Consider the following 22,252-nt stretch of genomic DNA (forward strand, 5'->3'; position numbering starts at 1 on the left):
CCTGACTGGATGTGCTCTAGGCCACCCAAAAAGAAACCGATCGATTCGGTTTCGCCAAACATAAACAGATGTTTCTGATTTGGCAAGAGGGTCATAGGATGGGACACCAAGGAAGGGAAGAGGTGGAATGTCAGTTTCACTCACGAGCCGAGGCCCGTATAAGAAGGGTGTCCAACGGCGTCAAGAAATCGTCGATGCCGCTGCGCGTGTATTCGCCAGGCACGGCTATCACGCGGGTTCTCTGCGTCACATAGCCGAGGAAGTTGGCGTAACCGGAGCGGCTTTAATCCGCTACTTCGGCAGCAAGGAAGGACTGCTGGTAGCGGTTCTACGCCGCTGGCAGGAGGAGTCGTCCCATTGGCAAGGGCCTCACACGGGTCTTGAACACATCCGGGCGCTGATCCCACTCATGCGGTACCACGTAACGCACCGCGGGTTCATCGAACTTTTTCTGACCCTGAGCACCGAGGCCTCAAACCCGGACCATCCCGCCCGCGGATTTATCGTCAAGCGTTACGAAGAAGCGCTCCACGGATTCAATCGGCAGCTGAGCATTGCCCGTGACGCCGGCGATATCCTGCCGCTTACTGATGATGCCATCGATTTGGAGTCGCGCTCCTTGATCGCACTCATGGACGGGATGGAGCTCCAGTGGCTGCTCAATCCCGACCTCGACCTTGTCACCAAATTCCAGGCACAGGTGAACATCACCATCTCCCGCTGGACCGGAAGGAGCATCGAAGAAGTCACGCTTGAGACAGAGACATGGCTGGAACGCGTGAACTCCGGGCGCGATGCCGCGATGTGAAACATCTGCCTGAGATTTTTCGTGGGGGAAGCAAGTCAAGCACAGGAATGTCCTCCTCACCTCGGAGGAAAGGTTCTCAGAGGTTCGGTCATTCTTTAGCGCTTCAGGGTGTGTGAACGGCTTCTGCTACCCACCGCGGAGCCATTCACCAATGCGCTCGTTTCCCACGAACCTATCAGCCATGCGTAGGTAGCCGGCGGTGTTCGGGTGCAGTCCGTCCGGGAGGTCCGGAGCATCGTTGAGTCCGAAGAGTTCGAGGCCGTTGAGGTAGTAGAGCGCCGAATCGGTTGCAGATCTGGACGTGACGATTTCGGCCAACAACAAACGTATCTCTGTGAGGTTCAAGGACCCGATGTTCTGTCCTGTCACGGGTGGCGGAACGGTGCGAAGCTTCCCGGAGCGCGCGTCCCAGGTGATCGGTCCCGGGTTCGTCTCCTGCATTGGGCAAGCGATGGGGGAAATGAGAAGGATCGGTACTTCCGGTTTTGCCTCCCGGATGGTGTCCAGGAACGCGTGGACGGCCGGTATAAAGGTTCTGCGTTTCATGGTGTCCCCGTTGGCGATGTTGATGCCAACTTTGAGGCTGATGAGATCCGCTTCCAGGTCCCGCATGATGCGTGCGACGAAGTGGTCAAGGTGGGCACCTCCGCCGAAAGCCATTGAGGTCAGATTTAGGCCGAGCTTTCGTGCTGCCACGGCTGGCCAGGTTGAGAGCGGCGAGTCCGCCTCGGCGCAGTGGCTGATCGAACTGCCGTAGTGCGTCCATCGAGGAATGTCGGAGTGCGGCGTCGGCTGGAACGGGGCGTCGGCTTTAAGGTCGAGGATCTCGATGCTGGCGTTGTTGGGGAGCCAGATCTCAACATCGCGGGCAGTGCCGTCCCCGCCGAGCTCGAATATCAGCGAGGCGGGCTTTCCCGTGTGATGTTCGGGAGGACCACCAAGCTGAAGTACGTCGTAGGGTCCTTCAGTTTCCCATTGCTCCATTGTCAGGTCACCGCTGACGGCACCGTAGGTGACCAGGACTGAAGCAGGGTCCATTCCGGGGTACAGGCGCCGGGTCGAAAGAGCGGTCAACGTAAGACATCTGGCCGCTGTCGTAAACGCGAGACGGACACCCGAAGGCTGCGTGGCGTTGATCCTGAGCGTTTCTTCGTCGTGATAGGAATCCACCGACCGAGGAAGCCGGTGGGGAACCACACCTCCGGAAGTGTGTTCTACGTCCAGAGCTCCGCGGAGAGCCTGAACGATGATGTCCCGCGTGGGCTCGCTCAGGGAATTCATGGTCGGGCCTCGTCCACGTCCAACCCCCATCCCAGGGGAAACAACGGTTCCTCTGTATCGGAGGGCACATCGGGGCGGCTCGCAAAAACGGCTTCCATAGTGCGTGGTAGCTCGAAGGGGAGCTTCCCTCGGGGACGGACCCGACCGGTGAGGACGTCGAGAACGGCGGAGTCGGAAGCGCCATAATCAGCGACGATGGCAGACGCAAAGGCGGCTATGGGTGTCAGTATGGCGGGCCTGGTCAGCGTGACAACGAAGACCAAGGGAACCTGCCGGGCAATTGTTCTCAGCTGCTCGACGTATTCCTCGGAAAAGTCGAGAGACCCCTGTTCCATCCCGTTCTCAAGGAAGTAGGTGTCGCGTTTTTCGTAGGGAGCATGGGCTCGCACGATCGCGACCGTTGACTCTTCCAGTGATGATGGCGTCCACCCTCCCGGCAACACGGAAGTTTCGATGTCGACGAGGTAGGCCTTTTGCGGCCCGGTAACGGGCAGCACCTGCGCGCCTTCTTTGTTCTGGTTCATCAGCACGGTGAGCGACTCTGACTGTGTGACCCTGCCAAGATGGATGTGTTCAGCGGTCCCGATCTCCACGTTCGTTTCAGAGGCACGAGGGGTTAGGATCCCGAGGTCATGCATCAGGGTAACTGTGCGGCGGGCTGATTGATCGAGGCGGTCTTCGCTGATTTCGCCGGATTCAAGAAGGCCGATTAAGAGTTCGGTATCACTTTCACCGCCGAATTGGTCGACGCCCGCCTTGAGAAGCTTCATAACCCGCTGGCGGCGATTCAGGTGCTCCACACCCCATGCGCGGGCGGGGAACGGCTTACCGAAAACGGTTACGTCGGTGATCAGGCCGAAGTCGCTGAGGATGATCCCGTCGAATCCCAGCTCCTCGCGAAGCAACTGGGTCAGGATCTGGCGATTGAAGGCGAAGCCGACTTCCTCGACGGGTTCACCGTTGAGGGTCAGCCCGACGGGCATACCGTAGTAAGGCATGATTGCTGCCGTGCCGGCATCGATCGCGGCTTTGAACGGGAGCAGGTGGTCACGCAGTCGGCCTCCAGGGTAGACCTGCTCGCGCCCGTAGGGGAAGTGCGGGTCCTCGCCGTCGAGTTGAGGGCCGCCTCCCGGGAAGTGCTTTGTCGTTGCGGCAATGCTTGTTGGTCCCAGGGTGGTGCCCTGCAGGCCTTCGAGGTAGGCCCTAAGGAGGGTTGCGGTGAGCTGCGGCTCGGCGCCGAACGATTGGGCTTGCCGGGCCCACCGTGGCTCCGTCGCAAGATCGACTTGGGGGTGGAGGGCCATGCGCACGCCCATGGCCAGGTAATCCTGCCGGACAATGTCGGCGAAGGTCCGCACAGCTTCGGGGTCACGGAGGGCGCCGAGTCCGATAGGTTCGGGCCATTGCGAGACACCACTCGCCCGGTGGCTTGCGCCTGCGTTCTGGATAAATGAGTGTCGTGGGTCTGAGGAGAAGATAATCGGCAGTCGTGACCCAGTGGACGTAGCAAGGTCCTGCAGGACCTGAAGTACTGGGGCTGCCTTGGCCGGCTCGGGCATGCTTGCGAGGCAGAAGTATCGGATGCCCTTATCCACGATGAGGTGACGCAGAGTGTCGCCGCCCAGCGGGGAAGGTGCGTCGAGGTCGAGATCCGCGTCGACCATCACCATAGGCTGGAAGAGCAAGCCGACTTTCTGCGCAGTAGTGAGGCCGCCGATGATTTCGTCGACACTCCTGCTGTGCAACGTTGTCGATACGCCGGTGGGGTTCATTAGCTCGTCCATCATTTCTTGTCGATGCCGGAAGTCGTTGTGGCTGCTCGTTCCCGTCGGCGTTCTGCCTGACGCTTGGGGTCAGCCGCCGGGGCGGCCAGTAGCAGGCGCTGCGTATAGGGGTGCTCCGGCGTGGTGGTGACTTTGGCCCCTTCGCCGGTTTCAACTATCTGCCCGCGGTACATCACCGCGACCCTGTGGCTCATGACCCGAACGACACTAAGGTCGTGGGAGATGAACAGCAGGGCTACGTTCGTCTCTTGTTGTATGTCCAAGAGCAGTTCCATGACCCTCGCCTGGGTTGTCAGATCCAACGCGGAGACAGGTTCGTCGCAAATGATGAGTTTGGGTGAGAGTGCAAGTGCTCGTGCGATGGCCACCCTCTGACGTTGCCCTCCACTGAATTCGCGTGGGTACCGTTGGAGGGCGTCGGACGGCAAGTGAACGACGTCGAGCAATTCGCTGATGCGTTGTGCAGCTTCTTTGCGCCGGATGCCCCCGGCCCTCAGGGGTTCTGACAGAGTGTCACCGATGGTCAGAGCAGGACTAAGCGAGGAATACGGGTCCTGGAAGACAGCCTGCATTTCCCCTGCAAGTTGGCGGCGGCGTTGTTTACTGGCAGTCGTTATGTCTTCCTGATGGTAGGTAACCGTTCCGCCGGAAATGGGTGCCAGACCTAGTACGGCCCTTCCCAGTGTTGATTTGCCGGAGCCTGATTCCCCCACCAATCCAACGGTTTCGCCGGGCCGAACATTGAGGCTGACCCCATGAAGGACCTGAAAGCTCTTTCGGCGTAGGCCTTTGGATCGGTACGTCACTTCCAGATCGTTGATTGCGAGCAACGGCTCCGCAGATCCAGCGGCGGTTTGCGGCTGAGCCGCTGTTGCGTTTGGCGACCTCATGCCATCACCTCATGGTTTGTCCACGCCGGGCGTGCAGGTGCATCGTCCAGTAGGGCGGCGAATAGTTTCTTGGTGTAGTCGTGCTCAGGGTTGTTGAACAATGTTTCAACAGAACCGGTTTCGATGATGGATCCTGAGCGCATCACTGAGACTCTGTCGGCAAGATCAGCCACCACCCCGAAATTGTGGGTCACGAGGAGCATGGCTAGTCCTTCTTCCCGCTGGAGGGTTCGCAACAGATCGAGGATCTCGGCTTGAACGGTGACATCGAGCGCTGTGGTGGGTTCGTCGGCGACTATTAGCGCAGGTTTGCAGGAAACGGCTCCGGCTATGAGCACTCTTTGGGCCATACCCCCCGAAATTTGGTGAGGATACGACGAGTAAACCCGCTGAGGATCGTTGATGCCGACACGTTCCAGGAGGCGCATCACGGTCTCTCGTGCCGCTTTCCGGTCCATGTTCAGCAGGACCCGCAGCGGTTCGCAAAGCTGGTGCCCGATGGTGTAGGAAGGGTCCAGGTTCGACAGTGGCTCCTGCGGCACGTATCCGATGTGGCGGCCGCGGATACGGGCGAGGACCTGGGGACGGGCCGAGGTCAGCTCGGTTCCTTCCATCCGAATGGTGCCGGCCATGATCCTTCCGCCCTCAGGCAAAAGACCGAGAATGGACCATGCTGTCTGGGTCTTACCCGACCCGGATTCGCCAACCAGGGCGTGAACTTCTCCCGGGGCGATTCTTAGGGATACCCCATCAACCACAGTTTTCCATCCACCGTCTACCTGGTAGGAGACGGAGAGTGAATCGACGTCCAGGAGAGCCTTCTCCTCGGGGGAGCTGTTTTCGTGGTTGATGGGCGGGGCGGGGCGGGGGCGGGGTGGCGACCACACCAGTCGGCGGTCTTCGGTCCTGTCTCCGGTCAATTCAAGCTCATCACGAAGCGCAGATCCGAGCAGTGTGAACGCTATACAAGTCAAACTGATGGCAAGGCTGGGCCAGAGAATAAGCATGGGACCGCGGAAGATGTTGTAAAAACCCTCGGAAAGCATTCCGCCCCAGGAGGGAAGTGCGGGATCGCCAAGCCCAAGGAAGTCAAGGGCGGCTTGGATGGCTATGCTGACGCCTAGTAACCCGGCAGTCAAGAGGATGGCGGGGGCTCGAACCGCCGTCAGGACATGGCGCCTGATAATCCGGCTGTCCGTTAGCCCAGACACTTTGGCGGCATCAATGTAGAGCTCCCCACGCACACCTCGGACCGCATTAAAGACGACCCGGTAATACGACGGGGCCAAAATGACACCGAAGATTCCCATGACGACCCACAAGGAAGGGCCTACAACTGCTCTCACCGCCAGAAGTACCACGATTGCTGGCAGGGAAAGGATTACCCCTGACAACCAGGCTGATAAGGTATCGAACCATCCGCCACGGTATCCGGCGATCAGACCGCTTGGGATACCGATAGCAGCGGCGACGACGACCGCGACAGCCGCTCCGGCGAGGCTTACCGACGTGGCGTGAATGAGCCGCGAAAGGACATCACGGCCGGCACTGTCCGCACCGAGAAGATGCTCGGGGGATTGCGGGGCAAAAACCAGCTGCAGGGATGCTGCGTTTGGATCATAAGGTGCAATAAGAGGACCTATTAGAGCTACCAAAATGATGGCGGCTATATAGGCTGAGGCAGCGAGACCTAAAGGGTTGCTCAGCAAGCGGCTTGACAGGGATTTCCTGCGTCCCGCAGTGGGCAGGGCACGGTCTAGGGCTTCGATTTGCTGGGTCATGACTGCCGCATTTTCGGGTTGAGCCATCCTTGAAGAAGGTCGATGGCAAGGTTTACGAGGAAGACGACGATGGCTGTGAGGATGACGAGTCCCATCACGATGGGTATGTCTCCCTGAGCGGTGGCCGCAATGGCGCTTTGTCCAAGCCCCGGAAGGGAAAATACCTGTTCCACTACGACTGCTCCTCCAAAGAGGACAATGAACTGAAGTCCCAGGACGCTAAGGGCCGGGGCCGCGGCGTTCCTCAGTACGTGACCGAACATAACCCGCCCCTCAGGTAGGCCGCGGGCGCGGAGCGTGCGCACGTAGTCGAGCCGCATGGCATCAATCATCGATCCGCGAATTTGCTGGGCGACACTTGCAGTGGCCGCAATTGAGAGTGCAAGGACCGGCAACGTTATGGTCGAAAGCCAGCCCGGAAACGAGACATCTGGTCGGGTGTAACCCGTGGCAGGGAACCAACGCAGGCTTAGCGCGAACATGAGGACCAAGGCAAGGGCCATCAGGAATCCGGGGACAGCGGCCACGGTGACGGACGCGATCTGGATGAAACGGTCCAGGGGTCCCCGCTGCCGTGCTGAAGCGGCGCCAAGGCAAACCGCAACGACTGCGGAAAGCAGGACAGCTCCGATGGTGAGAGTAAGGGTAACGGGCAACCGGGTCAGGAGCGCCTCGGTCACGGACTGCCCGGTAAACCAGGACCGGCCAAGATTGCCTTGAACGGCTCCGCTGGCCCATTCCAGGAACTGTGTGGTCAGGGGACGGTCGAGGCCTAACTGCTGCGTTTTGCGGTCGACGAGTTCCTGCGATGCGTTCTGTCCCAGGATGTTTCGGGCTGCATCGCTGGCACGGAGGTTTAGAAGGAAGAAGGTGAGAACACAGAGCGACCCGATGGTCAGGATTCCCGCAAGGAGCCGCTGAAGGATGAATTTAGTCATGGGTATGGTTACGAGCGCCGGGGGCGAGGCTGCTCCTGTTCCCCGGCGGCACGCTCAGCTTTCAGATTTAATGTTCCAGAGGTAGGGGTAGGCGTTGTCGGACTGAAGTTCGACAGCGATGCCGGGCTTGGTGAAGAAGGCAGTCTGAGCCCGGTAGGTGGGTGCAAACCATGCCTGTTCCACGACGTACCGGTTCAAGTCTTGGCTGATCTTCTTTGCGTCGTCGCCCTCAGCTGTGCTGAGTTGACTCATGTATTCGAGGATTTTGGGGTCTTCGGTTTTCAGAACGTTGAACGGAGCCCACGGCGCCAAGGCGAATTGGATTCCTGCCCAGCCGGACTTAGGGGTCTCCAAATTCATGGGGAAGGCCGCCCAGGTGCCTCCAAGCATTTTTCTGAAGAGATCGTCGCCGGTTGTTTCCCACGTGACGTTGATACCCACCTTGCCGAGTTGTTCCTTGTAAACCGCGAATTCAGCTTCGGGTACAAAGTTGCTGCTTGGCATCAAGAGGTCGAATCCGTTGGGATAGCCTGCTTCTCTCAGAAGGCTTTTGGATTTCTCCACGTCGAAGGAGTAGGCAGTGTCGAGTTCCGGGAGGTAGGCATCAGAAGTCTTGTCGAAGGTTTGTGCCGTCGGAGATCCATATCCTGCAGCGAGTCCCTTAACGAGTCCTTCACGGTCCAAGGCGTGGTTGATGGCCTGCCGAACGCGCACGTCCTTTAGCGCCGGGTTGAGTTTGCCTGTCCTGTCTGCAAGAACAAAACCTGCCCAAGTGGATTCAGCAAGCGTAGTTTTGTAGCCAGCAGCTTCGGCCTCTGGGATCTGGGTCGGTGTCTGTGAGGCCGTTGCGTCGACCTGACCGCCTTTGATGGCGTTCATCAGCGCAGTCGCATCGCCGTAAAGCGTCATGGTGATGGTTTTGTAGTGCACCGAGTCCGCGTCCCAGTAATCGGCTCTGGCATCGAACACGTAGCTGGACCCGACAACTGTTTCGTCCTTGTCCAGCACATAGGGACCGCTGCCGACCGGGCTATTGGCCGCATTTGGGTCAGTCCACATGGCCGCGCTGCCTACGATGCCTGCATTCTGTGACAGCGTCGTCAGCAACGAAGGGTCCGGACTCTTCATGGTCACCAGGACGGTCTTGGCATCGACGGCTTCGGCTTTTGCCACATTGGACAGATATGGAGCGTTGGCTGCTGTTCCATCACGGAAGCGCTTCAGGCTGTCTGCCGTGACCTCGGCAGTGAGCGGCGTGCCGTCACTGAAAGTGACTCCATCGCGCAAAGTCAGGGTGAGTTGGGTCTTTGATTGGTCCCATTCCCACTTCTCCGCCAGTCCGGCAACGATTGTTCCGTCCGGTTCTGCTCGAAGCAGAGTGTCGTACACAGCCTGAAGGTAAGGGGATTCGATCGCCCACGCCGTCTCCCAAGGAGCGAAGGAGGTGTTGGGAGCGACCATGCCGAGCCGAAGTACTTCGGACTGCACAGTCCCACCCCCGCCGGATTGTTGGCCTACGCAGGCGGTCAATGCGACGAGGGTGGCAAGGCCGGCCGCTGCAACCCTAAGGATGCGCTGGTGCATCTTTGCACGGTCCTTTCAAAAGGAGTCTCTAGGCCCCGCTTCAGCAGGACAAGGAGAACCTAACACCAAAACCTTAGGCATCAAAGGTTTTTGGAAAAATAAAATTCTTTTGGGGTCAAAGGTTTTCATCTGAGCGGTCCGCTGATACCGTCACCTGCGTGAGTACGACACCAACCAAGCCCCGTGGGGAGTATGCCAAGACCGCCCGTCGGCGGGATGAAATAGTGACGGCCGCTCTGACCGTTTTTTCTTCTTCGGGTTTCGTCAACGCCTCAATGAGCGAGATCGCAAAGCGGTCTGGACTCACATTGCCAGGGCTGCGACATCACTTCGAATCTAAGCTCGACCTGCTGCAGGAAGTCATATTCCGGCGCGAACTGGACGCGAATGAACACTTGAAGGGTCGGATCGGGATTGACTTATTACGGGGTCTCCTTGAGATCGCCGACCGCGATCAGAAAGATCCTGGGCTGACGCAGATGTACGCAATGCTGGCTGCCGAAGCGACGGATCCGGAACATCCGGCCAATGAGTACTTCCGTGGCCGCTACGACTTGGTCGTAGATACGGTTCATCGGGCCTTTCGGGAGGCGGCCGAAGATGGCGCTTTACGCCCCGAATCTGACCCGGCCGGGCTGGCCAGGTCTTACGTGGCCCTGTCTGATGGACTGCAGCTGCAGGCCCTGTATCGGCCGGGCTCCTTCTCGCAGGTGCAGCTGACCCGCGAGTTCCTGAGGCAGCACCTGACGGTGCCACTCTGAAACCTTGAGTCATCCTTATGCCAGGGTCGACAGGCATTCACCCTGGCGCAGGGATGACGGACAATACCATGCCGGATCTCGGGGCCTCCGGCATGCCTTGAGCGCGGCGCAACGATGACAATTTCACTTTCGCCACCCATCGGATTCTGCACAAATAGCCGCTAGACAGCATCAATCATCCGAGATAGTCTCATCCGAAATATGACCACTCGGTCACTTTTCAGTGAGGCTTTGATCCTCCTCCACGAGCGCTGAGTCGGAACCCGTTTACAAGAAATGGGCCTCGGCTCCACCGGCCGGACAGCACGTAGACCGGCCGTAACGCTCCCTCCATTCCCGCAAAATGCGGTCAGCAAAGGAACCACCTTGACAGTCAACGCACGCTTCATCACAGCCGACGACGATGTCGACAGCGCACCTCTACTATTCCGGAGCGTCAGACTGGACCAGGGGCATGGAGCTGTAATCTCCGCCCGGCTCAGACTCAGCGCCCTGGGTGTAGTTGATGCATGGATCAACGGCAATCCCGTCACCCAGGACCTTCTGACTCCGGGATGGACCAGCTACGAATGGCGCATCCGCGCGGCCAGCCACGATGTCACAGGGCTGTTGAAGGATGAATTCACCATCGCCCTCGCCATAGGCAATGGCTGGTACCGCGGCCGACTCGGATGGTTTGGCAACTCCGCAATCTACGGGGACGAAAGGGCTGGCTGGGCGGAACTACGTATCGACTTCGAAGACGGCCACGAGCAGACGGTTGGAACCGACGAGTCCTGGGCAGCGACGGGCTCGGGGATCCTCGCCGACGACCTCTACGACGGCCAGACCATCGATGCGCGAATTCGACCGTCGTTGAAAGACCTCGGGGTCGGAGGCCCAGTTCGTGTCATCGACGTGGATCCGGCACTTCTCGTCGACGATGCCGGGCCGGCTATCCGGCGTCAGGAGTACCGTCATCCCGAACGGATCTGGCAGGCACCATCTGGAGCCACCCTGGTCGACTTCGGACAGAACATCGGTGGTTGGCTGAAAGTCCGCGTGCAAGGACTGGCGGGTTCTGCGATCACAGTCAGATACGCCGAAGTACTCGAAGACGGTGAACTCGGCGTCCGACCTCTCCGGACTGCTGAAGCAACCGATCGCTTCATCTTGTCCGGACGGCTTGACGAGTTTGAACCTACATTCACTTTCCACGGCTTCCGGTATGCAGAAATCACCGGATGGCCGTCCGGATCACCCCTGACAGAAGACAGCCTTACGGCCGTCGTCGTCCACTCAGACCTTCGTCGGATCGGGTACTTCAAGAGCTCCAACCAGTTGCTGAACCGTCTTCACGAAAACATCGTGTGGGGGCTTCGCGGCAACTTCGTCGGCGTTCCCACCGACTGCCCCCAGCGGGACGAACGACTCGGCTACACCGGTGACCTGGCAGTCTTCGCCCCCACCGCCGCCTTCCTCTATGACACGAAAAGTTTCCTGAGTGAATGGCTGCGCGACCTGGCGCTTGAACAGTCACATGCTGACGGGATTGTGCCGGTGATGGTGCCGAACCCCCTCAAGCACATCGAGATTCCGCTACCGACTCCGGACGCCACCGCAATTTGGAGTGACGCCGGCGTCTGGGTGCCCTGGGCGCTCTGGGAAGCCTACGGCGATGAGTTCGAGCTGGCCCAACAATTCGATTCGATGGCCGCACATGGTCGCCGCGTTCGGAGTCTCCTATCGCCGAACGGAGTATGGGATGCAGGCTTCCAGTTCGGGGACTGGCTTGACCCGACGTCGGACCCGGACGAGCCCCTAAATTCCAAAGCAGACAAAGGGGTCGTGGCGACCGCGTGCGCTTATCGCACCGCCCGTATGCTTGCTGATTCGGCACGCGCCCTCGCCAAAACCGACGAGGCCGCCGAGTTCGACGCGATGGCATCCTCACTCCGCTCGTCGTTCAACCAGGAGTACGTCGATCCAGCGGACGGCCGCATTCGTAGCGACGCCCCGACCGCGTATGCGCTGGCCCTCGCATTCGGTCTTCTGGACGACCCATCCCGGCAGAAGGCCGGCGATAGGCTGGCGGACATCGTCGAAGCCTCGGGCTACCTCATCTCCACAGGGTTCGCTGGAACACCCTTCATCACCGAAGCCCTGGCATCGACCGGACATGTTGCCCACGCCTACCGCTTGCTCTTGCAGACTGATTGCCCCAGCTGGCTCTATCAGGTAACCATGGGTGCTACCACGGTCTGGGAGCGGTGGGACTCGATGCTCCCGGACGGCTCAATCAACACCGGCGAAATGACCAGCTTCAATCACTACGCCCTCGGCGCGGTGGCCGACTGGATACATCGCGCAGTCGGGGGACTCACTCCGCTTGAACCCGGTTATGCTCGGGTGCTGATCGCCCCGACACCAGGCGGTGACGTGACCTCCGCGGAGACCACTCTGGACAGCCCACACGGCCGGATCTCCGTCTCCTGGCAACTCCAAGACGCCAGCATCGCCTTGCAGGTCAAGTTGCCGAACAACGTCGTTGGCGTTGTTCAAATCCCCGGCCAGGTGGAAAAAACTTTGAATGGCGGATCGCACGCACTTACTGTGCCGTTCGACAGCCTCGTCTTGGACTAACCGTCCGGACGGCCGACGCTGACGTGTGCCTCCTCGCGCACCCGGGCCACTGCGCCGCTTCAACAAGACACCCCATCCCGCATGAAGACGCCCACGAAAACGTGTAGCTCGTGCCACCGCGCGTCTGCCAATGGACAAGAATCAAGGAACCTGCTCATGACTAAACCAGTAGTACTTTTCAAACCCGCTCCTCAGTTACGGGAACGCATTTTCAGCGCAGAATCGTGGATTCGCTTAACTAACAACTTCGATGTCATCGATTACGAGGCTCAGCCCGACGATGACGACTTCGCCGCGCGCCTTCCAACGGCGTTCGCTGTGGTTGGCCAACCCGACCTGAGCGCAGACACGCTTCGCGCCGCTCCCGGTTTACGGGCAATAGTCAACGTGGAAGGAAACTTCTTTCCCAACATCGACTACCCCACGGCATTCGCAAACGGCACTCGAGTCCTGGGCTGTGGGACTGCCTACTCCCAGGCTGTTGCCGAATACTCACTCGCACTCGCCCTGGACATCGCCCGCGGGATCACCAGGGAGGACCACGCAAGCCGGGATGGTTCGGATGCGATTGTTTCCGCCACCACCGCCGACTCAATCCTGCTTCGCGGGGCCGCCGTGGGTTTGATTGGCTATGGCAACCTCGGACGGGCGTTCCATGCACTCATTGAGCCGTTTCATAATGTAGTCCGCATTCATGACCCATGGCTACCTGACAGCATCATCCGCGATACCGGCGCCATTTCGGCTTCATTGGAGGAGACGCTGCGAACCAGCGACTTCGTTTTTGTGTTCGCCACAGCCACCGCTGACAGCGAGCACCTCTTAGACGCCGAGAAGCTCGACCTTCTCCGGTACGGCGCACGGTTGATTCTGGTCAGCCGTGCTGCAGTTGTCGATTACGACGCGCTGCTTGAGCGGCTTCGCACCGGCAGCCTGCTTGCAGCCATCGATGTCTGGCCAGTGGAGCCTATCCCAGCAGGAGATCCCTTCTTAGACCTAAGAAATGTAGTCATCTCCGCCCATAGGGCTGGTGGCATTCCACAAGCGTTCTTCAGCATCGGTGAGATGGTCTGCGACGACTTGGAGCTGCTTCGTGACGGTCTACCGCCGGCGCGGCTGCAGGTCGCCGCGCCGGAGCTCGTGAGCCGCTACCGCAATAGGCCCGTCGGGTAGGAGGACGCCATAAAGCTAATTCCCGGCTATGTCCACTGGTCCGACACGGCGCACGTAAAGGCGCGTGGGTGTACCCGCGGGGTTGAGTCCAGAAACGTTGCTGGCTCCGCGCCCTGAAGTACATCAAAGAGCCTTCGAGGAATGTAGGCGCCGTGGCTGACTGGATACACCCGTGGTCGCAGGCCTTTCCACCTCTGGTGCCCGGTTATCGCAAGATCCTCGTCAAGCCGCAGCCCGCGGGCGGCCCAGTTGGACCTCAACCCGCAAGAGAAACATTTAGGGACAACTGGTGTGCACCGGCAAATCGACGACGGCGACCTGGCTGCCGTCGTCGATATTCCAACCGGAACCACAGTGCTAATCTAGCTGCCGGGGCCGAAATAGGGAGAAGTGGGGTTGGGCCGTCACCAGTTTGCGGCGCAAGTGCTGGCCTAGCGATTGATGCGAAGAGCCGGGCAGGGGAATTCCCCTTGCCCGGCACCAAGTCCACAGACGTTCGAGGACCTGCGGGTCTGAGGTCGGGTCGACCGGGAAGGTGCCTGTGCGCGACAGTGTCCCTGCATTCTTCTGCGGCGGCGGCTTGTGCTTCTTCTTAAGTCGGTGCTGGGAGGTCTATTTGCTTGGTGGGTACAAGGCTACTGCCGCGGAAGATGCACTCGGCGTTGACGTGGCTGTACTCCACTGACCCATCTAGACCGTGAACGAAATTGGGTAGGGAGCTCAAGGGATTTTTCATGCGCGGTCCACCCACGCGTCACCGCTTCCGGCTACAGGACCCCGCTCGACACGGATTTGCAAATCACGGAGGGTAGGGCCATGCCCCGTACTCAAGCTGGAGAGTCCGTGCTTTCCCGCGCCGTCCGGATCATTGAGGCCTTCGGGCCCGGTGATACCGTGTTGAGCGTTACAGAGATTTCCCGGCGTTCGGGGCTGCATATCGCTACTGCCTCGCGGCTTGTAGAGGAACTCTGCGGGTTTGGGTGGCTCCAGCGTGATGAGGACCGGAAGGTTCGGATCGGCGTCCGGATGTGGGAGCTGGCTTCCCGTGCGTCACCGACGCTGAGCCTGAGGGAAGCGGCGATGCCGGTCATGGAGGATCTGCACTCGATCGTCGGCCAGCATATCCAATTGGGTGTCATGGAGGGCGAAGAGGTGCTTTTCGTTGAACGGCTGACAGCTCCCGGGGCTGTCATCAATTACACCCGCGTTGCGGGTCGCTTGCCTTTGCACGCTTCGTCGTCGGGCATTCTTCTGTTGGCTTTTGCTCCGGCGGCCCAGCAGGAACGAATTATTGCCAGGCCTCTTGACGTGTTCACCGACCAGACCGTCAGCACTCCGCAGCAACTCAGGTCTGTCCTTGCCGAGGTGCGCCGGAATGGGTTCGCTTTTCTGGCGGGGCACCTCCACCCGGCCGCTGCCGGTGCGGCCGTTCCGGTCAGGGATCCCATGGGCAACGTGGTGGCGTCGTTGGCTGTCATTGTGCCGAATGACGCCATTGCGAAGTCCCGCATTGCCGTACTACAGGCTGCGTCGGCAGCTGTGACCCGTTCGATGGAGTATCCCGCACCGCCTCCGAGGTGACACACCTCTCAAAAGTACTCTCAACCATTGAGAATTCCATAGTGGTGACGGACGGCTGAAAGCGAGTCTTTACGGAGAACAACGCGAGCAAAGGAGCCGAATGTTCACCAAAGAGAATTCCGATCCATACGCCTTGCAGACGAGGTTGTTAGTCACGGCGAAGAAGCACTTTGCAGATGGAGTGGTGTCCCTGAACCTGGCTCACCCGGCAGGGCGCAGGTTGCCCGACTGGACGCCCGGATCGCACATAGACGTGGTACTGCCTTCCGGCATCAACCGCCAGTACTCCCTTTGCGGAGACCGATGGGATGCCCACAACTACCGCATTGCCGTCCTCCATGAGACGGACGGCCGCGGCGGATCTGACTTTATCCATCATGGACTCACCGAGGGCATGACCTTCGCCATTGGCGGGCCCCGTAACAATTTCCGCCTCGTACCGTCCGAAAAGTACCTATTCATCGCCGGAGGCATCGGGATCACACCCATGCTGCCCATGATCCAGGCCGCCCACATGATGGGAGCGGAGTGGAGGCTGCTGTACTTTGGACGGTCTCGGCGAACTATGGCATTCCTGGATGAGCTCGCAGCCTATGGTGATCGCGTCATGATCATGCCCAAGGACCAAGTAGGACCCTGCAGTGCATCGGAACTCATCGGACCAGCTTCAGCGGACACGAAAGTGTACGTCTGCGGTCCGCAGAGGCTCCTTGCCGCTGTCGAACGCCACTGCGCTGACTGGCCGCCGGGCCTCCTGCGCCTGGAACACTTCGCCGCCAAATCGCACGGCGCCCCCATCAGAGACGTTTCCTTCTACGTCGAGCTGGCCCGCGCAGGGATCACCGTCACCGTTCCACCCGAGGTCAGCGTCCTCGAAGCGATCCAGCGAGCCGGCGTGCGAATGCTGACCTCGTGCAGGGAAGGCACGTGCGGAACCTGCGAAGTCACAGTCCTCGACGGTCAACCAGACCACCGCGACTCCATTCTTAGCGACGCGGATCGGGCAGCAGGAAACTGCATGTTTCCATGCGTCTCGCGCTCCTGCGGTGACCGCCTCGTTCTTGACGTTTAGCCCCGGCACAACTCACGAAGGACCCACCCATGACAACCATCATCAGCGACCCCAAAACCCCCTGCACTGACGTCGATCCGTTCAGCCGGGAGGTCTTGGAAAATCCACTCCCGTTCCAATCCGAACTCCGGGCTGCCGGCCCTGTGGTTTACCTCAACAAGTACGACGTTTACGCCGTGGGCCGGTACGGGGAGGTACAGGCCGCGCTGACCGACTGGCAAACCTTCCAGTCCGCCGCAGGTGTTGGCCTCAGCAACTTCCGGAAGGAAATGCCGTGGCGACCACCGAGCCTTCTCCTCGAAGCTGACCCTCCCCACCATGACGCGCCACGTGCTCTGCTGACCAAGATTCTTGGACCCCGGGAGATCCGCAAACTGTCGGAATCCTGGACAGCCGACGCGGAAGAACTGGTGGACCAAGTCCTGTCCCGTGGCCCGGAGTTCGACGCCGTCGCGGACCTGGCCGCGGCTTTTCCGCTTCGTGTCTTTCCAGATGCTGTGGGCATACCCCAAGCCGGCCGGGAGAACCTGCTCCCGTACGGGGACCACGCATTCAATGCCTTTGGCCCGCCCAACGAGCTCGTGGCAAAGGGTGCGCCGCGGGTGCCGGAACTGTCCGCCTCGATCGCCTCTCAATGTGCTCGGGAGGTGCTGACCACGGACGGATTCGGTGCCCAAATCTGGGCCGCCGCGGATCGGGGGGATATCACCGAGGCGCAGGCTCCGCTCATTGTCCGGTCACTGCTCACTGCCGGCGTGGATACCACGGTCAACGGCCTGGCCGCTGTACTTTACGCGTTTGCCACCAACCCCGGCCAATGGGCCCGTCTTCGCGAAAACCCCACACAGTCACGTACAGCCTTTGACGAAGCAGTCCGCTTCGAGTCACCCGTCCAGACCTTCTTCCGGACCACCACTCGCGACATCGAGGTGGGCGGGACGCTCATCCCCGAGGGCAGGAAAATTCTCATGTTTCTGGGGTCAGCCAACCGGGACCCCCGGCGCTGGGACAAGCCGGACACCTTCGACCTGAACCGGGATCCCTCCGGGCACGTGGGGTTCGGGTTCGGGATCCACCAGTGCGTCGGCAAACACATTGCCAGGCTCGAAGCGTCCACCCTGCTCGAAGTGCTCGCTCGAAGAATCGAAACCATCGAAATCTATGGCCCCACACGCAGGCACCACAACAACACGCTGCGGGCGTGGCAATCCTTGCCCGTGCGCGTGAAGACCAGTCCCACCTTTACAAGGAAGTAAACATGGACATTCTCAAAGACCTTCGCTCATCCCCGATGAGCAGGCTCCAAGTCCGGGCCGTTGCGGTGGCCATCGCCCTGATGCTCATAGACGGTATGGACGTTGCGGTGGCCGCCTATGCCGCGCCCGCACTGTCCAAATCGTGGAGCCTGGACCCCGTCACGCTGGGTTTCCTGCTCAGCTCCGGTCTGGTGGGTATGGCAGCCGGCTCACTGATTCTCACACCGTTTTCTGACAAGATCGGCCGACGCCGAATGATGCTGGTGGCACTGATCCTCGTGAGCACGGGCATGGTCCTCTCAGTCTTCGCCGGCGACGTCATCCAACTCATGGCCTACCGGGTGCTGGCCGGCCTGGGCATCGGCGGCATGATCGCCAACTTGAACGTGTTCGTCTCGGAGTACTCGTCGGATAAACGCCGCGGAAGTATTTTCGGGTTGTTCACTTCAGGGTTCGCCATCGGCGCGACTCTCGGCGGTTTCATTGCGGGCCCGCTGATTCCACACTTTGGCTGGCGCTCTGTGTTCGCCGTCGGGGCCGCAGCCAGCATCATCATGCTTGCGGTGACCTGGCGTTTCCTCCCCGAATCGCTGGAGTATTTAGTCAGCAAGCGCCCGCCCAACGCGCTGGCACGGATAGATGCCCTTCTCCTGCAAATGCGCAGGACGCCGCTGGACGCGCTCCCTGACCTACCTCAGGGGCAGCAAGTGCAGCACGGAATCAGGGACCTGCTCGCCGGACGAATGGCCATCCAGTCACTACTGCTGTGGACAGGCTACGGCTTGATGATCGCCGCTTACTATTTCGCCAGCACGTGGACACCTAAGCTCATTGCAACATCATCGGGCGACGACAGCCTCGGCGTGACCATGGGGCTGGTGGTCAACTTCGGTGGCATCATCGGATGCTTCATCTTCAGCATCCTGGCCGTCTTCCTCCGCAGCCGGCACTTGCTGCTGGGATCCCTGCTGGTCTCTGCCGTGATCTACGTACTTTTCGGGATGACGTTCAACCAAACATCACTGGCCATCGTCATCGGTGCAGTTCTCGGCGTGGTCACCTCTGCCAACGTTGCCGGGTTCACGCCACTACGCCCACCCTGTTCCCGGCCGCTCTGCGCGGAGCGGGCATCGGTTGGATGGTGGGCATCGGACGACTCGTCTCGATCGTTTCACCCATCCTTGTGGGCTATCTGCTGGCCGGCGGGTGGAAGGCAGAGAACGTCTTCATCCTCTTCGGCATCCCGTTGGTGGTATCGGCTTTGGCGATGGCCACCATTTGGTCGCTCACCTCCGGGAAACGGGCAGGGGAGCAGCTTAGCGAGACAGTGCGGGTGGGCTAAGAGGAGCCCGAAACGAGTTCGACGTCGGCACTTACCTGAGTGCCGACATCGAAGCTCGCGGTGATGGTGGTCTCACATGACGCCAGCGATTTAGCAGATGTGGGTAATCTCCACATTTGCCGCAACGTGGACGACCTCGTAAGTTCACCGGTCTGGCCGGGATCCGCATGTTCTCTGGGTTCCCGTGGTTCCCAAAGCCGGAAGAGCGTTCGAGTCCCAGTATTCCGGGTTTGAGGTCCCAAAATCTCTTGGGCCGTTCCATCCTTGGAAAATCAGCAAAGCATTGGGGGACCGAAGTCTTCTGCTTCCAGGTTGGCGGGCTTGCCGCGAAGCAGGTATCGATCTAGGCACATGCCGTATATGTCGGCGCAAGCAACCCTGCAGAACAACAGCTGGCGTCGGCTTCAAATCCTGCAAAGGGGGCACGTTTTCCTGGATTTAGACGCCATTTCCTGCCATATTCAGCGTCCTGGCGCGGGCAAAGTGCATCTGCCGGAGGCACCCTCCGCCTGCGAGAACACCGCGATCAGGGAGTGTCCGTTTAACGGTGGATTCGGGTGTTGGCATTATGTGATTCTGCCTTCGAAGGTGATGGCGAAGGCGTTCAGTGCCGGTTTCCACCTTGCTATCCATCGTGCTCTGCTTCGGCCGGTAGGGTCCAGTGCCCTGGTGGCCAAATAGAGGCATTTAAGAGCGGCGGGGATGGTCGGGAAGTGTCCGCGTGCCCGGACCGCTCGGCGGTATCGTGCGTTGAGTGATTCGATGGCGTTGGTGCTGCAGATGACTTTCCTAATTTCAACGTCATAGTCCAGGAAGGGAACGAACTCGCTCCAAGCATTGAGCCAGAGCCGGGTGATGGCCGGGTATTGCCGGCCCCATTTGCCGGTGAACTCCTCGAGCCGTTCCTTGGCCGCAGCCTCTGATGGTGCCGTGTAGACCGGGCGAAGGTCTCTGGCCATTTCGGTCCAACTCTTCCGGGAGGCATACCGGAAGGTGTTCCGAACCAGATGCACGATGCAGGTTTGCACCACGGCCTGGGGCCAGACGGTGTTGATTGCGTCCGGCAGGCCTTTGAGCCCGTCGCAGACAGTGATGCAAACGTCTTCCACGCCTCGGTTTTTGATCTCGGTAAGTACCGCAAGCCAGAACTTAGCTCCCTCACCTCCATCGCCGGCCCACAATCCCAGGACGTCCGGTTCACCGTTGGTAGCGACGCCTATGGCCACGTAGATGGGCCGGTTGCTGACCTGCCCATCACGGACTTTGACGTGGATCGCGTCGATGAACATCGCCGGGAGCACCCGGTCCAGAGGACGGTTCTGCCACTCGGTCATTTCCCCGACGACCTTCTCTGTGATTCGGGAGATGGTGTCCTTGGAGACTTTCGCGCCGAACACGTCGGCGAAGTGCGCCGCAATCTCCCCGGTCGTGAGCCCTTTCGCGCTCAAGGACAGAACGATTTCATCGACACCGGTCAGCCGACGCTGGCGCTTCTTCACCGTTTGGGGATCAAATGTGGACCCGGTGTCCCGGGGCACATCGATCTCCACCGGGCCAATCTCGGTGAGCACGGTCTTCGAACGGGTACCGTTACGGGAATTGCCACTCCCACGCCCGGCCACGTCATGCTTTCCGTACCCCAAATGCTCGTCCATTTCCGCTTCCAACGCGGTCTCCAGGACGTTCTTGGTCAGCTTGTTCAACAGCCCTCCCGGGCCAACAAGTTCCAACCCCTGTTCCTTGGCTTGGGACAGGAGCTGCCGCGCCAACTCTTGCTGATCCACATCAGTCGCCATGGGATCCATGGTGTCGCTCATGATCAGTCCTCCCCGCCAGGCAAGCCCGGCGTGTCAGGCCAACCCCGGATCCACCGTTATTCCGACAGTCCCCGCGATCAAAACTGGGTGACTTCGAGGCGATCAAAGCCGCTCCCACCGACCCCCTCGAACGCCATAATCGATCTTCGGTCAACCGGCACAGGCTCGGAAAAGTGGCCTAAGGCATATCGAGTCGGGTTTTGTAGGCGGTGTTTTTGTTGGTGTTCCAGCCGGCGATGATGCCGGCTCCGAGCATTTGGTCGGTGAGTCGTGCGAAGCGGTATCCGGGGTCGGTGTCGAGGGCGAGTTGCATGTATTGGTGTGCTTTGGATCCTCTGCCTTCCCACCAGTTGATGTAGCCGATGGTGGTGAGGATGGGTGCGGCGTGTTGTGGGCTGGTTCTGGTGTAGGCGTGGAGGAGCAGTTGTTCGGCCCATTCGATCTGTGACCACCTCGGAGCAGTCTCAGTTTGGGCGAAGAGGATGTGCTGGGGCGGTTCGTCGATGCCGGGGATGTCGGCCATGAGCCGGTCGCGGATGTGGGGGAATTGGAAGTTCGCGATGAGAGCGGCGCAGTCCTCGTCGGTGGGGAAGTCGTTGCTGACGAGCATGTCCGTCCAGAGTTGGCTGGCATGTAGCGCCGCTTGATCGGGTGACTGGGCTCGGATGGTGTTCATGCAGTTTTCGACGGCGATGGCGTGGTCTGCTTCGTGGGCTGGCGCAGGGAGGACGATTTGGTTGGTGGGTTCGATGGTGCTGCCGCGGTAGATGAATTCGGCGTTGACGCGGCTGTATTCGGTGGTGCTGATGGGCAGGGTGATGTCTTGTCCGGGTTCGCTGTCGTAGGGGGAGTAGGTTTCGTCGCTGACGAAGATCCCGTCGCGGATGGTGATGCCGTTCTCGGCGAGGACTCCAGTGAGTGCGGCGATGGTAACTGCGTGTGGTTTGGGTTGGCCTGGTTCACTGTGGGTTGAGGTGTAGAGGGCGAAGACGATGCTCGTCGCGCTGGTGTCGCTAGTGAGGTAGCTGCTGACAGTTCGGGCATAGGGGAGTTCTGTTCCTGGTTGGCGGGGGAGATCGATCCGGAGGGTGGCGCCGACCTTGCCCTTGTCCAGGGTGATGCAGACCAAGCTCTCGTTGGGCCAGAATCCGAGGGTGTGCCCGATGAAGCTCAGCAAGTCTGCCGGGTCTTTGATGGTCAGCGCATTCATTGTCCTGTTCCTTTGTGCGTGCGTTGTGTCTTTGGCCTTTGCGCCGTTCTCATGGGGTCTTGTGCGCTGGTACGGAGCTGGAACGGGGTGACCGGGGCAGGTCCTCGGAAAGGGCCAAGTGGCGTGGGAGCACTGAGCCAATTTCCAGGGCGCGGTGACGCCACGGTTGCGCGGAGGCCCATCCAGCGATGATCGGGATATCAGAATGACAAACAGCGTTGTTGCTTCTGGCTATTCATGGGCAGGCCGATGTGCAGCGTCATGACTCAGCGGCCCTAGTCTTCGGCATCAGGCATCGCATGGCGGGATCGCTCCGCCGGATGAGCCGGGGACTGCTTTCAGTCCCGACATA

Annotated in this window: 16 protein-coding genes; 8 read left to right on the forward strand and 8 right to left on the reverse strand. The window is 60.1% G+C overall.

Going from position 1 to position 22,252, the window contains the following annotated elements; translation table 11 throughout:
* The first annotated feature begins 127 nt into the window (after positions 1 to 127).
* Positions 128 to 808, forward strand: a complete 681-nt coding sequence (locus LDN85_RS10005) for a TetR/AcrR family transcriptional regulator (protein ID WP_223945298.1) — start codon at positions 128 to 130, stop codon at positions 806 to 808.
* Positions 809 to 934: 126 nt separating this feature from the next.
* Here LDN85_RS10005 and LDN85_RS10010 read toward each other — a convergent pair whose 3' ends face one another.
* From LDN85_RS10010 to LDN85_RS10035, 6 genes are read right to left on the reverse strand one after another with little or no spacing between them, the layout of a single operon-like run.
* Complete coding sequence (locus LDN85_RS10010; RefSeq protein WP_223945299.1) at positions 935 to 2,089, reverse strand: SGNH/GDSL hydrolase family protein; 1,155 nt, start codon at positions 2,087 to 2,089, stop codon at positions 935 to 937.
* Positions 2,086 to 3,876 carry a glycoside hydrolase family 3 N-terminal domain-containing protein gene (locus LDN85_RS10015; RefSeq protein WP_223945300.1) on the reverse strand — a complete coding sequence of 597 codons (1,791 nt, stop codon included), beginning with the start codon at positions 3,874 to 3,876 and terminating at the stop codon, positions 2,086 to 2,088. The genes LDN85_RS10010 and LDN85_RS10015 overlap by 4 nt, the downstream gene beginning before the upstream one ends.
* Complete coding sequence (locus LDN85_RS10020) at positions 3,873 to 4,763, reverse strand: ATP-binding cassette domain-containing protein (protein WP_223945301.1); 891 nt, start codon at positions 4,761 to 4,763, stop codon at positions 3,873 to 3,875. Before LDN85_RS10020 ends, LDN85_RS10015 begins: the two co-directional genes overlap by 4 nt.
* Complete coding sequence (locus tag LDN85_RS10025; RefSeq protein WP_223945302.1) at positions 4,760 to 6,544, reverse strand: dipeptide/oligopeptide/nickel ABC transporter permease/ATP-binding protein; 1,785 nt, start codon at positions 6,542 to 6,544, stop codon at positions 4,760 to 4,762. The genes LDN85_RS10020 and LDN85_RS10025 overlap by 4 nt, the downstream gene beginning before the upstream one ends.
* Positions 6,541 to 7,482 (reverse strand): ABC transporter permease, encoded by a 942-nt coding sequence (locus LDN85_RS10030; RefSeq protein ID WP_223945303.1) that lies wholly within the window; start codon positions 7,480 to 7,482, stop codon positions 6,541 to 6,543. Before LDN85_RS10030 ends, LDN85_RS10025 begins: the two co-directional genes overlap by 4 nt.
* A gap of 54 nt (positions 7,483 to 7,536) precedes the next feature.
* The gene (locus LDN85_RS10035; RefSeq protein WP_223945304.1) at positions 7,537 to 9,066 is read right to left on the reverse strand and encodes an ABC transporter substrate-binding protein; all 1,530 of its coding nucleotides are present in this window, start codon (positions 9,064 to 9,066) and stop codon (positions 7,537 to 7,539) included.
* Positions 9,067 to 9,224: 158 nt separating this feature from the next.
* On the opposite strand from LDN85_RS10035, the gene LDN85_RS10040 reads away from it, so the two are divergent.
* From LDN85_RS10040 to LDN85_RS10070, 7 genes are all read left to right on the forward strand, one after another.
* Positions 9,225 to 9,827 carry a TetR/AcrR family transcriptional regulator gene (locus tag LDN85_RS10040; RefSeq protein ID WP_223945305.1) on the forward strand — a complete coding sequence of 201 codons (603 nt, stop codon included), beginning with the start codon at positions 9,225 to 9,227 and terminating at the stop codon, positions 9,825 to 9,827.
* Positions 9,828 to 10,193: 366 nt separating this feature from the next.
* On the forward strand, positions 10,194 to 12,449 hold the full coding sequence (locus LDN85_RS10045; RefSeq protein WP_223945306.1) for an alpha-L-rhamnosidase: 2,256 nt from the start codon (positions 10,194 to 10,196) through the stop codon (positions 12,447 to 12,449).
* Between the two features lie 156 nt (positions 12,450 to 12,605).
* Complete coding sequence (locus LDN85_RS10050; RefSeq protein WP_223945307.1) at positions 12,606 to 13,622, forward strand: NAD(P)-dependent oxidoreductase; 1,017 nt, start codon at positions 12,606 to 12,608, stop codon at positions 13,620 to 13,622.
* Between the two features lie 816 nt (positions 13,623 to 14,438).
* Complete coding sequence (locus LDN85_RS10055) at positions 14,439 to 15,203, forward strand: IclR family transcriptional regulator (RefSeq protein WP_223945308.1); 765 nt, start codon at positions 14,439 to 14,441, stop codon at positions 15,201 to 15,203.
* Between the two features lie 100 nt (positions 15,204 to 15,303).
* A complete protein-coding gene (locus LDN85_RS10060; protein WP_223945309.1) occupies positions 15,304 to 16,275 on the forward strand; it encodes a PDR/VanB family oxidoreductase in 972 nt (323 codons plus the stop codon).
* Between the two features lie 29 nt (positions 16,276 to 16,304).
* Positions 16,305 to 17,531, forward strand: a complete 1,227-nt coding sequence (locus LDN85_RS10065; RefSeq protein WP_223945310.1) for a cytochrome P450 — start codon at positions 16,305 to 16,307, stop codon at positions 17,529 to 17,531.
* Positions 17,532 to 17,533: 2 nt separating this feature from the next.
* Positions 17,534 to 18,937 carry an MFS transporter gene (locus LDN85_RS10070; protein ID WP_223945311.1) on the forward strand — a complete coding sequence of 468 codons (1,404 nt, stop codon included), beginning with the start codon at positions 17,534 to 17,536 and terminating at the stop codon, positions 18,935 to 18,937.
* Positions 18,938 to 19,439: 502 nt separating this feature from the next.
* Here the strand turns inward: LDN85_RS10070 and LDN85_RS10075 are convergent.
* Complete coding sequence (locus tag LDN85_RS10075) at positions 19,440 to 20,690, reverse strand: IS256 family transposase (RefSeq protein ID WP_223945312.1); 1,251 nt, start codon at positions 20,688 to 20,690, stop codon at positions 19,440 to 19,442.
* A gap of 178 nt (positions 20,691 to 20,868) precedes the next feature.
* The gene (locus tag LDN85_RS10080; protein WP_223945313.1) at positions 20,869 to 21,900 is read right to left on the reverse strand and encodes a DUF4192 domain-containing protein; all 1,032 of its coding nucleotides are present in this window, start codon (positions 21,898 to 21,900) and stop codon (positions 20,869 to 20,871) included.
* Between the last annotated feature and the right edge of the window lie 352 nt (positions 21,901 to 22,252).

The sequence above is a fragment of the Arthrobacter sp. StoSoilB20 genome, from assembly GCF_019977295.1.
In the GTDB taxonomy this organism is placed as follows: domain Bacteria; phylum Actinomycetota; class Actinomycetes; order Actinomycetales; family Micrococcaceae; genus Arthrobacter; species Arthrobacter nicotinovorans_A.

Coding starts and splice junctions, on each gene's coding strand:
- LDN85_RS10005 (WP_223945298.1), top strand. CDS start 128: ATGTCAGTTTCACTCACGAGCCGAGGCCCGTATAAGAAGGGTGTCCAA.
- LDN85_RS10010 (WP_223945299.1), bottom strand. CDS start 2,089: ATGAATTCCCTGAGCGAGCCCACGCGGGACATCATCGTTCAGGCTCTC.
- LDN85_RS10015 (WP_223945300.1), bottom strand. CDS start 3,876: ATGATGGACGAGCTAATGAACCCCACCGGCGTATCGACAACGTTGCAC.
- LDN85_RS10020 (WP_223945301.1), bottom strand. CDS start 4,763: ATGAGGTCGCCAAACGCAACAGCGGCTCAGCCGCAAACCGCCGCTGGA.
- LDN85_RS10025 (WP_223945302.1), bottom strand. CDS start 6,544: ATGACCCAGCAAATCGAAGCCCTAGACCGTGCCCTGCCCACTGCGGGA.
- LDN85_RS10030 (WP_223945303.1), bottom strand. CDS start 7,482: ATGACTAAATTCATCCTTCAGCGGCTCCTTGCGGGAATCCTGACCATC.
- LDN85_RS10035 (WP_223945304.1), bottom strand. CDS start 9,066: ATGCACCAGCGCATCCTTAGGGTTGCAGCGGCCGGCCTTGCCACCCTC.
- LDN85_RS10050 (WP_223945307.1), top strand. CDS start 12,606: ATGACTAAACCAGTAGTACTTTTCAAACCCGCTCCTCAGTTACGGGAA.
- LDN85_RS10055 (WP_223945308.1), top strand. CDS start 14,439: ATGCCCCGTACTCAAGCTGGAGAGTCCGTGCTTTCCCGCGCCGTCCGG.
- LDN85_RS10060 (WP_223945309.1), top strand. CDS start 15,304: ATGTTCACCAAAGAGAATTCCGATCCATACGCCTTGCAGACGAGGTTG.
- LDN85_RS10065 (WP_223945310.1), top strand. CDS start 16,305: ATGACAACCATCATCAGCGACCCCAAAACCCCCTGCACTGACGTCGAT.
- LDN85_RS10070 (WP_223945311.1), top strand. CDS start 17,534: ATGGACATTCTCAAAGACCTTCGCTCATCCCCGATGAGCAGGCTCCAA.
- LDN85_RS10075 (WP_223945312.1), bottom strand. CDS start 20,690: ATGAGCGACACCATGGATCCCATGGCGACTGATGTGGATCAGCAAGAG.
- LDN85_RS10080 (WP_223945313.1), bottom strand. CDS start 21,900: ATGAATGCGCTGACCATCAAAGACCCGGCAGACTTGCTGAGCTTCATC.